Below are 15,505 nucleotides of genomic sequence, written 5' to 3' on the forward strand. Positions count from 1 at the left end.
TTTAATCATTCCATATCTCCCAAGCTTTTTCCGCTTGGAGGGTTAGCATTTTATGACCGTTAACTGCGGTAGCGCCATTTTCTTCTGATAATTTCATGAAGGTGGTTTTCGATGGATTGTAGATAAGATCGAAAACCAAATGATTACTGGTTAGAAAGTGGTAGGGAATGGCTGGTTTTTGCGCAGTATCAGGGTAAGTACCTAGCGGGGTAGTATTTACTATCACCTGGTTTGTCTCAATAATTTCCCTAGTCAACATTTCATAGCTTAATTGCCCTTTGGAGGCAGTTCTAGAGACAAATGTGGTGTTTAAGCCTAAGTCTATCAAAGCGTGTTTTACTGCTTTTGAAGCGCCCCCAGTGCCTAAAATCAATGCTTTTTTGTGGAATAATTTGACAAAAGGTTTTATGGAATTTTGAAATCCAAAAATATCTGTGTTGAAACCTTTTAGTCCGTTTTCGGTAATTTTAACTGTATTTACGGCGCCTATTTCTTTCGCCTTAGGGTCTATTTCATTTAATAGTGGAATGATCTCTTCCTTATATGGTATAGTAACGTTAAACCCAACTATATGAGGGTCATAGGCTAAGATGTTTTTAATATCCGTTACCTGTTCCAAGTCAAAATTTACGTATTGGTGGGTGTCTTCAATACCCAGCTCTTTGAATTTTTCTGTAAAATATCCTTTTGAAAAAGAGTACGAAATATTCTTACCTAATAGACCAAAGTGTTTACGCATTTTTTAAAGTTTTTTTACCGTACCAATCGAGTGCCAATACAATTAATATTCCAATTATAATAAATCCAAATGCAATCCAAGTTTCTAGATTCATAATGTTTGGAATATATCTTTGATAATTCACGATTATTTTTTCCCCAGCGGAATCCCTTACAATTTCCCCAAGTTCATTTAAACGGTAGATCGTTTGCTTCCAGGGCCAAACAACACCTAAAGAACCTGTTATAAAACCTAGTATTATTGCAGTGGTACTATTTTTATAGTGTTTGAGAACATAGCTAAGTAAATGAGAAAGAGTTACCAAGCCCGTGACGGAACCTATGGTAAAAACCGCTAATATTTTCAACATTTCAATCCGCTCTGAATTGTCAACAAAGCTAAAATCTCCTTGTAAAGCTTCCGCAAAAGTGTCGTATAAGGCATTAACAGAATCTACCAATAGCAATACATAGTTTCCCAAGAGAATAAGAATGAAAGACCCTGAAAGTCCTGGAAGTGTCATTCCTGAAACGCTTATAATTCCGCAGAAAAAAACAAAAAATAAATTGTTGTTCTGTTTGGCAGGGTTTAAAAAACTGATTGAAACTCCAATTAATATTCCTATTAAACTGAAGATAATGGTTCTCTTGTTCCAATGGTGAAAATCCTTGGAAATATAGTAGATGGAACCTAGGATCATTCCGAAGAAAGCCGCCCAAACATATAATTCTTTTTGGGCTATAAAGTAATCCAGAATTTTAGAAACACTAAAATAACTAACAAGCATCCCCAAAAGCAGCAAGCTTAAAAATCTACCATTTATGTATTGAAAAAAACTTTTAAATCTGCCATTGAGAAGAAGTTTTAATGCTTTTAAATTTACTTTTTGAAGGGAATAAATAAATTCTTCGTAAAATCCGGCAACAAACGCAACGACACCTCCAGATACTCCCGGCACCTTATTGGCGGCTCCCATAGCCAATCCCTTTATAAAAAGGAAAAATTTGTCTAGGACGGTGCGGGTTGGATGCTGCATTTATTTTTCTTTTACGGTAGCTAGTTTTTCTAAAAGAAAGATGGTTAAAAAACCGATAACTGCCAAGATAATTGCTAAAAATAATTGCGGATCGCCATCGTAGTTAAACGGACTCGTGCTATGGTCGATGATGATAGTTTTATCACCAAATTTTTTAATTTCTGTAATAGCTTTCCAAGGCCAAATTTTATTTAAAGAACCTAGAATAAAACCGGTTAAAACCGCTAGTGTACCATTTTTATAATGATCAAAAAGGTATTTTAAAAGTTTGGAAAAGCTTAGTAGTCCGAAGATAGCACCTACACCTACAATAGCTATCGTTTTTAAATCTCTCGTGTTTATCGCACCCAAAATAATTCCATAAGCCCCGAGAAGTACCAAGATAAAAGCACCCGAAATCCCTGGAAGAATCATAGCACAAATAGCTAAAGCACCTGCAAAAAATAAGTGTAAGTAGCCTCCTGTTTCATGCATAGGGGGGAGGGTAGTTATAAAATAAGCTACAATAGCCCCAATTATAAAGGCAGCAACCGTGCCGATATTCCATTTAGTAATTTGTTTACCAACGAAAATAACGCTTGCTACCACCAGCCCAAAGAAAAAAGACCAAAGTAAAATGGGATGGTGCTCTAAAAGCCATTCCAGCAATTTAGCTAGGGAAAGAACACTTATGGCAATTCCTAGAAATAAAGCGATTAGAAAATTACCGTTTATTTGTTCCCAAGCTTTTTTAAAACCTTCTTTTCTAAGAATTTTTAGAGTTTCTAAGCTAATGTTGTTAATAGAAGTAATAAGCTCTTCGTAAATACCGGAGATAAAAGCGATAGTGCCGCCAGATACCCCTGGAACGACATCCGCCGCACCCATAGCGATTCCTTTAAGCGTAATAATGAGGTAGTCTAAAAATGATCTTTGCATACGTTGTTCTTAGGCGAACAAAAATACATGAATTTTTTTCAAATATGGACACCCAATGGATGAATGAAAAAAAATCATGAATTTTACTGAAGTAGTTGAAAATTTAACCTTTTTAAAGAATACATCAATCCCTTTTAAAGAGGCGCATTTTTAAAACTATGGATGATATTTTTTACTGTTTTTCTGCTGTAAACAGCTGGGAACAAAATTTCCATTGTATCGTGTTCCTCGTAATTATGTTTTAAGGCATTTTTTAGATGATACGTGCCTTTTAAAGAATCAGAGGATAGATAGTACATTCCTGCCAAACGATACTCTAAATCTGCGTGTTCTGGATAGAATTCCAATGCCTGTAAAAGGGTGTGGATGGCACTGTCGTACTCACCAAGTTTCAGCAAAATATCTGACCAAGAGATCCATGTTTGTAGCTCATAATTCCCTAATTCCACTGCTTTTTGATAGGCGAGATCGGCCTCTTCATAAAAATGAAGCAACTCATTTATTTTTGCACTCCGCTTCCAATAAAGCACATTTTCACTATCTATGGCAATCGCTTTATTGATGTAATACAACGCTTTTTGGTAATTTCGTTGTTTAAAGTAAAAATCGGTAATGGCAATCCACCCTTTATCCAAGAGAGGATCTTCGTGTACGGTTCTATAAAAGAACTTTTTGGCTAGATCGTAATTCCCCAACTTATCGTGGCATTTCCCAATTCTTAAATAAGCAAAAGAAGTAGGATCATCCAAGCCAAGGGTAATTTCGTAGTTTTCAATAGCTTCGTTGTACCTTTTTAAACGTTCTAAAACCCTTCCCTTTTCTAAATAGGCGCCAATGAAAGTATCGTCGGAATAAATAGCGAAATCGAAACTGGACAGCGCTTCTTTATACATCTTTTTGCTTACAAACTGTTTTCCCAATTGATGCCAAGCGACTTCGCAGTAAGGGTTTCTGTCGAGATATGAATTGAGGAACTCAATGGCCCCGTCGAAATCTTCCAGAAAATCGAAACAATAAATAACGTTATAAAGTGCGGCATAATCTTCGTAATCGCTTTCTAGGCAACTAATAAAAGCATCTTTGGCTGAAACATAGTCATCTAAAAACAAATACTCCATTCCCAATAACGACCAAATATCAGCATTATCATCCGTCATGGATAGGGCATCGTGGAGCAACTCGATTGCTTTTTGGTGATTGTCCTGTTTGGAATAGATGTTAGCTTTTTGAATAAAGATTTCTTCGTTGGAAGACTCTATGGCCTGCAATTCATCCAAAATTCTTTCAGCAGCATCAAATCGATTTTCAAAAACCAAGACTTCCACATTCAAAAGTTTTAATTCTGAAGATGTAGGATGTTGTTCCAAACCAATTTTAATGGCTTTTTTTGCTAAAGAAACTTTTCCGGAGTCTAGATAATGGTGAATGATCTCTTGGAAATCTTCTGAATCAAAGAAATAAACATCATTTGTTTTTAGCATTGATTCGAATTTTGCTAACGGCAAGTTATGATCTTCGTGAGCACTAAATGGCATAGGCGATGCATTTTTAGATTTCTACGTTAATAAATTTAGGGTTTGAAGCTTTATGATTGAACTTAAAACCTTATTGTTATTAACAATTTAGTTAACATTTTGGTCATTCCACTCATTTAGAAGCTCTAAAATTAGGGTGCAACCTTTTTCAATTTCTTCATTCGAAATAGTTAATGGAGGCGTAATTCTTATGGCTTTCGTTTCAAAAAGTAGCCAAAACAAAATGAGTCCTCTTTTCATTCCTTCCAAAACCAGAAAATTTGTTATTTCCGGTTTTTCAACAATTACTGCTAACATTAAACCTCTTCCTCTAATCTCCTTAATCAAAGGATGTACCAAACGTGCGCGAAAAAGCTTTTCTTTTTCCAGGGCTTCCTGCATTAAATTGGAATTGACGAGTTTTTTCAATGTAGCCAATGCGGCCGCAGCAATTACGGGGTGTCCTCCAAAGGTAGTAATGTGTCCCATTTTCGGACTTTCTTTTAGTAATGCCATTGTGTCACTAGAACTTACAAAAGCTCCAACCGGCATTCCACTGGCCATCCCTTTACCAATAACCAAAATATCTGGAAGCACTTTGTAGTTCATAAAACCAAATAGCTTACCTGCTCTTCCAAAGCCTGGTTGAATTTCATCTAAAATAAGTAGGGCGCCCACTTCTTCGCAACGTTGCTTTACTTTGTTTAGAAAGTCATTTACGGGTTCTATAAATCCCGCACCTCCTTGAATGGTTTCTATAAGTACTCCAGCCGTTTTGGGTGTTATTTTTTTAAGATCTTCTTCGTTGTTGAAAGTAATAAATTTTATTCCTGGCAACAGTGGGCGATAGGCCATTTTCCTTTCTTCGAAGCCCATTAAGCTCATTGCTCCCTGTGTGTTGCCGTGATATGCATTTTTTGCTCCGACTATTTCTGCTCTGCCTGTAGCTCTTTTTGCCAGTTTCATGGCGCCCTCTATAGCTTCTGTTCCAGAGTTTACCAAATAGGTAGTGCTTAATGAAGGTGGTAATTGTTCGGCCAATAACTTAGCATAATCCACGGCTGGTTTTTGAGCGTATTCTCCATAAACCATAACATGCATATAGGAGGCTGCTTGCTCTTGTACCGCTTGCACAATATCGGGATGACTATGGCCTAGGGTATTGGCAGAGACCCCAGCTACAAAATCTAAATAAGCTTTGCCATCAATGTCGTAGATATAGCTTCCCTTTGCGTGGGATACTTCCATTCCCAGCGGTGATGGGCCCGTTTGCGCCTGATATTTTAAAAAGTCCTTCTTCATGTCCGAGTCTTATGCTTTTCTTCGTGCTTCTTGTTTTTGCATGGCGGACTTATTGGGTGGCTGATTCTTCTTTTTGTTTTTTTTCAACGTGCTTTTTTGTGGTCGGGTAGCTTTTTTGTTCCCTGTTTTAGTAGTGTCTTTAGGAGTTTCTTTACCACCCTCTTTCTCTGGTGCTTCTATCCCTTCTTTCAGTATTTCTTCGGGTGCAAGATTCGGATTATCAATATCGATTGGATTATTAACTCCGTTGATTACAGGAAGTTTAATATTTTTATCTTCTTCACTGAAAAGATCGTCTACACTCAAAATGATTTCATCCCCACGCCAATAAAATCCTCTAAACTTACGTCCGTTAACCGGAAGTTCGCTATCCGGAAAAATATCGCCTTCTACATTAATAAAAGAGGTGGTGTTGTCAATTTCATTGTCTTCCATCACCATTTGTATAAGTCCGCATAAACGTTTGTCGATTCCTACAAATTCATCGTCGTCGTCCCAGAGATAATAGATGAGTTCTGCATTCTTAACAATGTCTACTATCTTCAATTCATTTTCTTCAAAAAGTCCGTAAAGATACTTTCCTTTAATTTGGTTATAACCTTGTTTTAAGGAATCTTTAAACTTAATGCCACTCAAGGAATCTTTTTGAATGATAAAAGCATTGTCCCAAACTTTTAGGGAATCCAGTTTTTCGGTCTTCACATTGGAAATAATGTGTATGCTATCTCCTGTCATCTGCGTTAGGCCACTCCATAGAACAGGCCTAAAGGCAGAGATTTTGTTTTCTGGGGTGTTTGGGGGTATGGTTGTAATTAATTGGGCGATCCCTGTCTTTTCATCCGTATGTATAGAGTCGCATTTACCACTTAAATCGGTCTTGTAGAAGCGGGCGTCCCGGAACGCACGTACTATCCTTTCGTCTTCCTTACCGGTAACCATAAGGGTGTCGGCATGGATGTACATGGAGTCTTTTTCAAAAACACTAATTGCCAAAGCCTTTTTTGTTACCAAAACAGAATCTTTGGCTTTGTATATTTCTGCATAATGACCGCGCAGAACCCCGTCGTTTACCGTATCGATAACCTTAATATTGTTGGTGGCCGATGCAAATTCGGTAGCTTTATCAAAATAAAGGCTGTCCCCGTATATAATGCGATCGCTGTAATCTATACGCGTGTTTTTTACCCCATAACCGGTTTCTGCAGTGGTATTGTAATACCCGCGTTCGCAATACATTTTATAGTCTTCTCCAACCACCGTAGATGGCCCATACATATAGGTATTTTTGGTGTTGGTATAGTAATCCATACGGGCAGAATTAATAACATAATCCGGATTGGTAATTTTCACATCACTTTTAAACTCGTATTTATCAATTTCCATGTAATAGCGGCCCTTATCACTTGTTAAAACATTGGCACTATCCTTTACAGTTCCAAAATTTTCATAAAATGCCTCCTGTTGGTTTCTGTCGAACTCGAGTTCTTCCGTTGTAAGGGTCATAGAGTTGTTCCGCAGAATAACATTCTCTTTGGCCAAAGCGATTTTAGTAGCTCCATCGTACTCAACATATTCACTATTCATTTTAATGGAGTCCCCTTGCTGAAAGAATACATTTCCATAGGCCTGAATCCTATTTTCCGTTTGATAGTAAACGGCTAGGTCGCACCAGAGATCTATTCCTTGATGTTCGAATTGAACTTGTTGATTGTCTTTACTGAAAATAGAAGCCCCTGGATATTTCTCTTCATCCTTATTAAAATCCCCACCGTGCACAATGGTAATTTCCTTTTTTTCCTGTGCTGAAAGAAAGTTGGCAAAGCAAAGAAGAAAGAGACAAAAATATGTTTGTAATTGATTCAACCCTATAAAATTTTGCTTCAAAAATAAAGTTTTTTCGTTTAGAAGCGGAAGCGTTAGTAATAATTTATAAAACAAAAAGACTTTCATATTCGAAAGTCTTTTTGTTTTGTTGTATCCTCAAAAGAATTTACCTTGGGATCGTTTGTGTTCTATCTGGGCCAACGGAAACAATTTTAATAGGCACCTGTAATTCTTTTTCCAAAAATTCAATGTATTCATTTAATTCCTTAGGAAATTCCTCTTTGCTTTTAATTTTTGTTAGATCCTTGTCCCAACCATTAATTTCGGAATAGACTGGAGTTACATTTTCTGCCTCGATATTATAAGGAAGGTGATGTATTTCTTCGCCTCTGTAATTGTATGCGGTACACACTTTTAATTTTTTAAAGCCACTTAACACATCAGCTTTCATCATAATAAGTTGCGTAACACCGCTTACCTGTACTGCATATCTCAATGCTACAAGATCTAGCCATCCACATCTTCTTTTTCTGCCTGTGGTAGCACCAAATTCGTTTCCTACCCGACCCATGGTTTCTCCATCTTCATCAAAAAGTTCGGTAGGGAAGGGGCCACTACCAACACGGGTGGTATATGCCTTAAAAATCCCAAAAACTTCCCCTATTTTATTAGGTGCTACTCCCAGTCCTGTGCAGGCTCCAGCTGCGGTAGTATTGGAAGAAGTAACAAATGGATACGTTCCAAAATCGATGTCCAACAAAGAACCTTGAGCACCCTCAGCCAGAATAGTTTTCTTATCCTGCTGTGCTTGGTGAATGTATTCTTCACTATCTATAAAAGTGAGTGATTTTAAAACTTTGATCGCTTCAAAAAACTCAGCTTCCAATTCAGCTAAATTATACTGAATGTTCACATCGTGAAAATTAATCATGGCTTCATGCTTGTCGGCCAGATTTCTGTATTTTTCCTTCCAATCATCCAATTCCAGATCTCCCACACGAATACCGTTTCTTCCGGTTTTGTCCATATAGGTAGGTCCAATTCCTTTAAGGGTAGAACCAATTTTGGCTTTTCCTTTGGAAGCTTCAGAAGCCGCATCCAACAACCTATGCGTGGGTAAGATAAGATGTGCTTTTCTGGAAATTAAAAGTTTAGATTTAATATCGATGTTGAACTTATTTAAGTTCTCCAATTCTTTTTGAAAGATAACAGGGTCTATCACAACGCCATTCCCAACAACGTTTATTGCATTGTCGTGAAAAATCCCAGAAGGAATGGTGTGTAAAACATGTTTAATGCCATCAAATTCCAAAGTATGCCCTGCATTTGGACCTCCTTGAAAACGTGCTATGATATCATAATCTTTGGTGAGGACATCGACGATTTTACCTTTACCTTCGTCTCCCCATTGTAATCCTAGTAGTAAGTCTACTGCCATTTTTTTGAAATAAATTATTAACTCTTCTCGTTTTTAGTACCGTAAAAGTACAACGAGTGGTTTTGTATTTTTATATTGAAAACTTCTTCGATGGTTTTTTTTATATTTTGAATCCGTGGATCGCAAAACTCCATAACCTCACCGGTATCGGTTAAAATTACGTGGTCGTGCTGCTTGTCAAAATAAGACTTTTCGTAATGCGCTTGGTTCTGGCCGAATTGGTGTTTTCTCACCAAACCAGATTCCAATAGAAGTTCTATAGTATTGTATAGTGTAGCACGACTTACCCGATAATTTTTATTTTTCATTTTGATATAAAGGGATTCTATATCGAAATGCTCGGTACTGTCGTAAATTTCTTGAAGTATAGCATATCGTTCAGGAGTTTTCCTGTGCTTGTGTTCTTCTAAAAATTTAGTGAACACGTTTTTAACGATTTCTTGATTTTTTTCGTTCGCCATAATCAAATCTACGAATTAAGATGCAAATGTAAGCTATATAGAACAATTTTGCATTACAAAATACATTCTCTATGCAAACAGTTATAAAAATAAATAATTTTTGTTTGTTTAATTCAGCTTAACAGCTAGAAACTTACTGCTGTGGTAAGCAAATGTCTATGGTAATTGTAGCAATTCAGGTTAAAAAGGATTGTAAGTATACCATGCAATATTCGGTATTAAGTAAAAAAATATAATAGTGTATATGAGGTAGTTATTTTTTCTATATAAACAGTACCTTTAAATCAATAACATTTAAAAAAGGGATCATGGCAAAATATGTAGTAATGTTTATCTGTACTTTTTTAAGTATTTCTGTGAATGCCCAAAACCTAAATGGCGCTTGGGAAGCCAATTACATATCTGAGGGAGGGAATCGAGTTAAAAGCATTTGGATGTTTGCTGATGGATATCAAACGTTAACTACGTACGATGCCGCAACTGGAAAATTTCTCCATACAGAAGGAGGTTCATGGGATTTGGTAAATGGTGTTTTGAAAGGGAAAATAGAATTTAATACTGAAAATACTGAAGCAGCTGGAACAGAAAATAACTTGGAAGTATCGATTACCGATCAATATCTTCAAATTAACGATAGCCATATGAAATATAAAAGAGTAGATAACGGAAAGCCAGGAGTGCTTAATGGCGCTTGGTTAATGTCTGGAAGAGTAAGAAATGGTGAGACACAGCAACGGGATATAAGTAGCCCTAGAAAAACTATGAAAATATTATCTGGTACTCGTTTTCAATGGACAGCTTACAATACACAAACTAAACAATTTATGGGTACTGGTGGTGGTACTTATACAACTGTGGATGGGGAGTATACCGAAAATATTGAGTTCTTTTCAAAAGATGATTCAAAAGTAGGTCTCACCCTAAAATTTAATTATGAGTTATTAGATGGTAAATGGCATCACTCTGGTTTATCTAGCAAAGGAAATCCAATACATGAAATTTGGAGCTTAAGGGAATAATTTTAAAAGAAAAAGTTTATATGTGATAATTGATTTCATCTTAGTGCACTACACTTTTAGTTGTAATACTGAAATTATTAGGTAATCACTAAAGCAAAAAAAACACTGAAAATCATAAGATTAACAGTGTTTAGTCTTTACCTATTGCTAGGTTTGTCGGGGTGGCAGGATTCGAACCTGCGACCTCCGCGTCCCAAACGCGGCGCGATAACCGGGCTACGCTACACCCCGAGAACTATTTTTCGTAGTGTAGTTTATCTCGAACTTCGTTGAGAGGCTACACCCCGAAAACTTTTTGAGTAAAGTTCAATTCGGTGCTTTTTGCAGGAAAATGTTTCCCTTAAAGCGGGCACAAAAGTATAATTCTTTTTTTAATAATTAAATAAATCTCAATGTTTTTTTTGATCAGTTGAAGTTAACTAATTTTTAAGATTGAAAAACAGTAAGTTACATAGAATTATTTTATATTGAGGAGTGGTATTTTAATTAATAAATGAGGTGATTGAATTTTAAGACCTCAAAAAATCTTAATTTAATTTGTACACTTGTATCTGATAAAAATAAAGTGATGAAAAATATTATTTGGTTATTCATAACGGTGATCCTTCAAGTTTCCTGCGCAGAGGAAGATAAAACAATAGAAACTCCAGAAATTATTGGCTATGAGCTAGAAACCGTGGTAGAAGGACTTAATATTCCTTGGGGAATGGCTTTTTTGCCGAATGGGGATATTTTGGTTACCGAGAAATCTGGTAAGCTTTACAGGGTTTCAAATTCAGAGAAAACAGAAATCAGTCATAATTTATCCGTTAAGGAACAGGGTCAAGGTGGTTTGTTGGATGTCGCTTTAGACCCGAATTACCAAGATAATGGATGGGTTTATTTTACTTATGCCTCTAGTGAGGGCGATGGTGATGGAGCTAATACTGCATTGGCTCGTGGAAAAATTGAAGGTAATAGTTTAACATCAACCGAGGTTTTATATAAAGCTACGCCCAATACAGGAAAAGGACAACATTTTGGTTCACGAATAGCTTTCGACGATGCAGGGCACGTCTATTTTTCCATTGGAGATCGTGGGGAGCGAGATGTTAATCCGCAGGATATTACGCGCGACGGTGGTAAGATTTACAGATTAAATACAGACGGTTCTATTCCACAAGACAATCCTTTTGTGGGCGAGGATAACGCTAAAGAAGCGATTTACACCTACGGAAATAGAAATCCGCAAGGAATGGTAAAACACTATCAAACAGGTGAGATTTGGACACACGAGCACGGGCCTAAGGGAGGTGATGAAATCAATATCGTTAAAAAAGGCGCTAATTATGGTTGGCCGGTTATTAGCTATGGAGAAAATTACGATGGAACTTCATTTACCGACATTACAGAGAAAGAAGGGATGGAGCAGCCATTGCATTATTGGGTTCCCTCCATAGCCCCTAGCGGAATGGCTTTTGTAAGTTCAGATGTATATCCAGACTGGAAAGGGAGCCTTATGGTAGGTTCCTTGAAATTTGGATACCTTGAGCGTTTGGTTATCGAAAATAATGAAGTAACCAAAAGAGAAAAGTTATTTGAAGACGAAGGGCGTATGCGCGATGTAAAACAGGCGCCAGATGGTTATTTATATTTAGCAATAGAAGATAGGGGGATTGTAAAAATCGTCCCCAAAACGGAATAGCCTTTTAGCAAAGAAGTACTTTTTCCTTTTCAGTCAATTTTCATAACCACATACTTACGTTCTGTTATTTCACTGCAGATAATTGATAATAGAACACAACCAATTATTTTTTAATAGTATTACTTTTGCATTCAAATACATTAGGTGTTTAATTTATGGCAGAAGTAACTAATAAAAAAGCATTACTGGCATTGGCTATAGGTGGATTCGGGATAGGGATGACGGAGTTCGTCATTATGGGAATCCTTCCAGATGTAGCTAACGCTCTTAATATAACAATACCACAGGCGGGACATTTTATCTCTGCTTATGCTTTAGGCGTTGTGGTAGGTGCACCACTGCTGAGTGCTGTTGGTAATAAATTCTCCCCCAACAAAGTACTCCTTTATCTAATGATTTGGTTTACGGTATTCAATACCGCTTCGGCCTTTGCTAATAATTATTACCTTCTTTTACTTACCAGGTTTTTATCAGGATTACCACACGGTGCTTTTTTTGGCATCGGGGCCGTGGTGGCAGGTCGCTTGGCAAAAAAAGGAAAAGCAGCAAAAGCCATTGCAACTATGTTTTCTGGACTTACCGTTGCCAATGTAATAGGGGTTCCAATCGGTACTTATGTTGGACACCATTTTCATTGGAGTATTTCCTTTATGATTGTAGGGGTTATTGGAATATTAACTCTTTTAAGTATTCATTTTTGGATGCCAGTAATTGAAAAAGCTCCAGCAAAGCGAATGAAAGATGAATTTAAACTGTTTAAAAACCTTGATTTTTTAGGACTTATCGTACTAACCATGGTGGGTACCGGAGGTTTTTTTGCATGGTATAGCTACATAGCACCGCTAATTACAGAAGTTTCAGGTTTAAGTGATGCTATTGTAAGTTATGCTATGATACTTGCCGGATTAGGAATGGTAGTTGGTAATTTTGTGGGGGCGAAGTTGGCTGAAATATTTTCTCCCTTAAAAGCAGTTGTAATTAGCTTATCGGTAATGGTAACGGTTTTACTTATAAATAGCTTTGTTGCATCCAGTGGTTATATAGTGCTATTAATGACCTTTATAATTGGGATGATTGCCTTTACCGTATCTACGCCCATTCAAATGGCAGTGATAAATAGTGCCAAAGAATCAGAAATGTTGGGGTCTTCTACCAATCACAGTGCTTTTAACATGGGGAATGCTTCTGGGGCATATTTGGCGGGGTTACCCATTGCGTACGGTTTTAGTTATACCTCTGCGAGTGTTGTGGGTGCAGCCATGGCAGCTAGCGGTGTGATCTTGGCGGTAAGTATATTACTCTACAGAAAACAAAAGGCAGCCAAGCAAAAGTTGGCTTTTCAAAATTGAGTTTAGGAATTCTTAGAAATTATACGTTTTAGGCTTGCTGTAATTTTCATCGAAGAGAATTTCGGCATGTCCGCTGGGAGCATCGTAAGGAGCTTTTGGCAGGACACTGGGGTTACTAGGGTAGCTTCCGTCTTTGTAAACCAACTCTTTCAATTCACCACGGTCTTTTATTAAGAGAATCCTCCAACCGTTTTTCTTGATTTTTTCCACAAATAGAGGCGGATTCATCACGGAAAAATTGGTGATTTTAGAAAGTTCAGAATTTAATAAAAGCATACTGCATCCTCCAGTACCACAAAAATAGCGCGTCATGAAATTAATGAAAACTTCTTTTTGTCCGTCTTCATTAAGATCAATTTCATAGAGCTGAAATTTTCTTTCGGAAGTATCCAAAATATCAATATCGTCTTTTAAATAATCGTCTCGTAGGTAAGCGGCAATTTTTTCAGCGAGGGAATCGTTTACCGATTGCGGTGCATAGTCAGTGGGAGCATTGACTGAAGTATTTTCAACAGATACGCTATCGCTTTTAATTTCAGTATTGCTATTGGAACTTTCTTTTTTTTCATTTTTACACGAAAGAAGTAAAAGGAGGAACAGAACAAAGAAGTAATTTTTCATACCTAAAGATTTAAATCCATTATTGCTTCTTATAAAATTAACGAAAAAAACAACTCCTGAAGAGAATAAGGGTTTTAAAGCTGATTTTTAATTTATTTCTTTCAAATTTGTAGTTGAATATTTCAACATGCTAGCACAAAACAAAAGAGTAGTTCTAGAACAGGTATCTTATAGTATAAACGGACATTCTATATTAAATACCATTAATTTGGATATTAAAAAAGGGGAGTCTCTGGCCGTTATTGGCAATTCTGGTAGCGGAAAAACTACATTGGCAAACTTACTGGTAGGTAAAAAAGCACTGACAGATGGAAAGTTAGTGAACAATTTAAAATCAGTTTTGGTGCCTCAGCAAGATGAGTTTAGTGAGCTTGCCGGTTTTGGAAGCAATTATTATAGCAAACGATATGAATTTCACGAGTATGAAAAACAGCTTACGGTCGATTCTTTGCTTAAGAATAAGGTAGAGGCAGAAGAATTGAATTCATTAGCCTTAAAAAGTATTTTCAAGACTCTGGAAATAGATTCATTGCGTCCTAAAAACCTGCTGTCGTTGAGCAATGGAGAACGTAAAAGGCTACAGATAGCTTTAGCGCTTTTGCAAAAACCCGAATTCCTAATATTGGATCAACCATTTGTAGGATTGGATGTTTCTTTTCGAAAAAAACTAACCCGATATCTTCAAGAACTGCAGCAGGATGGAATTTCCATCTTTATTATTTGTAGTGCGAATGAAATTCCGCCATTTGTAACAAATATTGTCGTTTTGGAAAGAGGAAAACTAAGCGCCTTCAATGCTTCAGAAGAAAACAAAAACCGCCGTACAACTTTTAACGCCTCCTTGGAGGTCGATTCTTTATTAGAAAACACTTCAGAGAACTATAAAACTATAGTGGAAATGAAGCGAGTGAATGTTGCAATGAAGGGAAAGCCTATTTTATCGGATATAAATTGGATCATCAAACCAGGGGAAAATTGGGCGCTTTTAGGGCATAATGGAGCTGGTAAATCGACCTTATTAAGTTTAATAACAGCAGATAATCCTCAAGGTTATAACAACCATTTGGTTTTATTCGATAAGCAGCGGGGGAGTGGTGAAAGTATTTGGGATATTAAACAGAAAATAGGGTACTTGTCGCCAGAGCTTCATCTTTATTTTATGCGTGGTAAAGGGGTGCGGCACACGGTTCCTGGGATTACTTCGCAAGCAGGGAATTATAGTAAGTTAACTTTTTTGGATGTATTGATTTCAGGTTATCAAGATGAAATAGGTACCGTTTCCAAAGCGACCAAACATCAAGAGGAAATTGCCTTAAAATGGTTGAAAATGGTGCGCTTGGATTCCATGCAGAATGCATTGTTTGTGCATGCTTCTTTAGGGGAGCAGCGGGTTTTATTATTGTTAAGGGCCTTAATTAAAAATCCGCCTTTGCTTATTTTAGATGAACCCTGCCAAGGAATGGATACAGATCAAATATCGTACTTTAAAAGCTTACTAAACCACATCTGTGAAACCGATAAAGTTACATTGGTATATGTTTCGCACAAGAAGGAAGAGATTCCCAATTGTGTTAATAAAATACTTACTTTAGAAAATGGAAATGTTGTTTAAAAGCTGTTA

General features: G+C 36.9%; 13 protein-coding genes and 1 tRNA gene. 4 read left to right on the plus strand and 10 right to left on the minus strand.

Features of this window, described 5'->3' with window-relative positions:
• Position 1: 1 nt before the first annotated feature.
• From HX109_RS12135 to HX109_RS12170, 8 genes are all read right to left on the minus strand, one after another.
• Positions 2–739 carry a shikimate dehydrogenase family protein gene (locus HX109_RS12135; protein WP_178952336.1) on the minus strand — a complete coding sequence of 246 codons (738 nt, stop codon included), beginning with the start codon at positions 737–739 and terminating at the stop codon, positions 2–4.
• On the minus strand, positions 732–1,754 hold the full coding sequence (locus tag HX109_RS12140; protein WP_178952338.1) for a DUF368 domain-containing protein: 1,023 nt from the start codon (positions 1,752–1,754) through the stop codon (positions 732–734). Before HX109_RS12140 ends, HX109_RS12135 begins: the two co-directional genes overlap by 8 nt.
• Entirely contained in the window at positions 1,755–2,672 is a 918-nt protein-coding gene (locus HX109_RS12145; protein WP_178952340.1) for a DUF368 domain-containing protein, read from the minus strand.
• Positions 2,673–2,806: 134 nt separating this feature from the next.
• Complete coding sequence (locus HX109_RS12150; RefSeq protein ID WP_178952342.1) at positions 2,807–4,207, minus strand: tetratricopeptide repeat protein; 1,401 nt, start codon at positions 4,205–4,207, stop codon at positions 2,807–2,809.
• An 87-nt stretch (positions 4,208–4,294) separates the two neighbouring features.
• On the minus strand, positions 4,295–5,488 hold the full coding sequence (locus HX109_RS12155) for an aspartate aminotransferase family protein (protein ID WP_178952344.1): 1,194 nt from the start codon (positions 5,486–5,488) through the stop codon (positions 4,295–4,297).
• Between the two features lie 9 nt (positions 5,489–5,497).
• Positions 5,498–7,372, minus strand: coding sequence for an OstA-like protein (locus HX109_RS12160; RefSeq protein ID WP_317170419.1), 1,875 nt, complete (start codon positions 7,370–7,372; stop codon positions 5,498–5,500).
• Between the two features lie 106 nt (positions 7,373–7,478).
• Positions 7,479–8,750 carry an adenylosuccinate synthase gene (locus HX109_RS12165; protein WP_178952348.1) on the minus strand — a complete coding sequence of 424 codons (1,272 nt, stop codon included), beginning with the start codon at positions 8,748–8,750 and terminating at the stop codon, positions 7,479–7,481.
• 17 nt (positions 8,751–8,767) lie between these two features.
• A complete protein-coding gene (locus HX109_RS12170; RefSeq protein ID WP_178952350.1) occupies positions 8,768–9,211 on the minus strand; it encodes a Fur family transcriptional regulator in 444 nt (147 codons plus the stop codon).
• 308 nt (positions 9,212–9,519) lie between these two features.
• On the opposite strand from HX109_RS12170, the gene HX109_RS12175 reads away from it, so the two are divergent.
• Positions 9,520–10,230 carry a membrane or secreted protein gene (locus HX109_RS12175; RefSeq protein WP_178952351.1) on the plus strand — a complete coding sequence of 237 codons (711 nt, stop codon included), beginning with the start codon at positions 9,520–9,522 and terminating at the stop codon, positions 10,228–10,230.
• Between the two features lie 156 nt (positions 10,231–10,386).
• Here HX109_RS12175 and HX109_RS12180 read toward each other — a convergent pair.
• A tRNA-Pro gene (locus HX109_RS12180) sits at positions 10,387–10,461 on the minus strand.
• Between the two features lie 337 nt (positions 10,462–10,798).
• On the opposite strand from HX109_RS12180, the gene HX109_RS12185 reads away from it, so the two are divergent.
• Positions 10,799–11,914 (plus strand): PQQ-dependent sugar dehydrogenase, encoded by a 1,116-nt coding sequence (locus tag HX109_RS12185; RefSeq protein WP_178952353.1) that lies wholly within the window; start codon positions 10,799–10,801, stop codon positions 11,912–11,914.
• Between the two features lie 155 nt (positions 11,915–12,069).
• Positions 12,070–13,263 carry an MFS transporter gene (locus HX109_RS12190; RefSeq protein WP_178952355.1) on the plus strand — a complete coding sequence of 398 codons (1,194 nt, stop codon included), beginning with the start codon at positions 12,070–12,072 and terminating at the stop codon, positions 13,261–13,263.
• Between the two features lie 12 nt (positions 13,264–13,275).
• On the opposite strand, the gene HX109_RS12195 is transcribed toward HX109_RS12190, so the two are convergent.
• Positions 13,276–13,884: a hypothetical protein gene (locus tag HX109_RS12195; protein WP_178952357.1), complete on the minus strand. Its 609-nt coding sequence runs from the start codon at positions 13,882–13,884 to the stop codon at positions 13,276–13,278.
• 127 nt (positions 13,885–14,011) lie between these two features.
• Between HX109_RS12195 and HX109_RS12200 the strand changes: the two genes are divergently transcribed.
• Entirely contained in the window at positions 14,012–15,496 is a 1,485-nt protein-coding gene (locus tag HX109_RS12200) for an ATP-binding cassette domain-containing protein (protein WP_178952359.1), read from the plus strand.
• The last annotated feature ends 9 nt before the right edge of the window (positions 15,497–15,505 follow it).

Origin of the sequence: Galbibacter sp. BG1 (genome assembly GCF_013391805.1) — a bacterium.
Classification (GTDB): Bacteria; Bacteroidota; Bacteroidia; order Flavobacteriales; family Flavobacteriaceae; genus Galbibacter.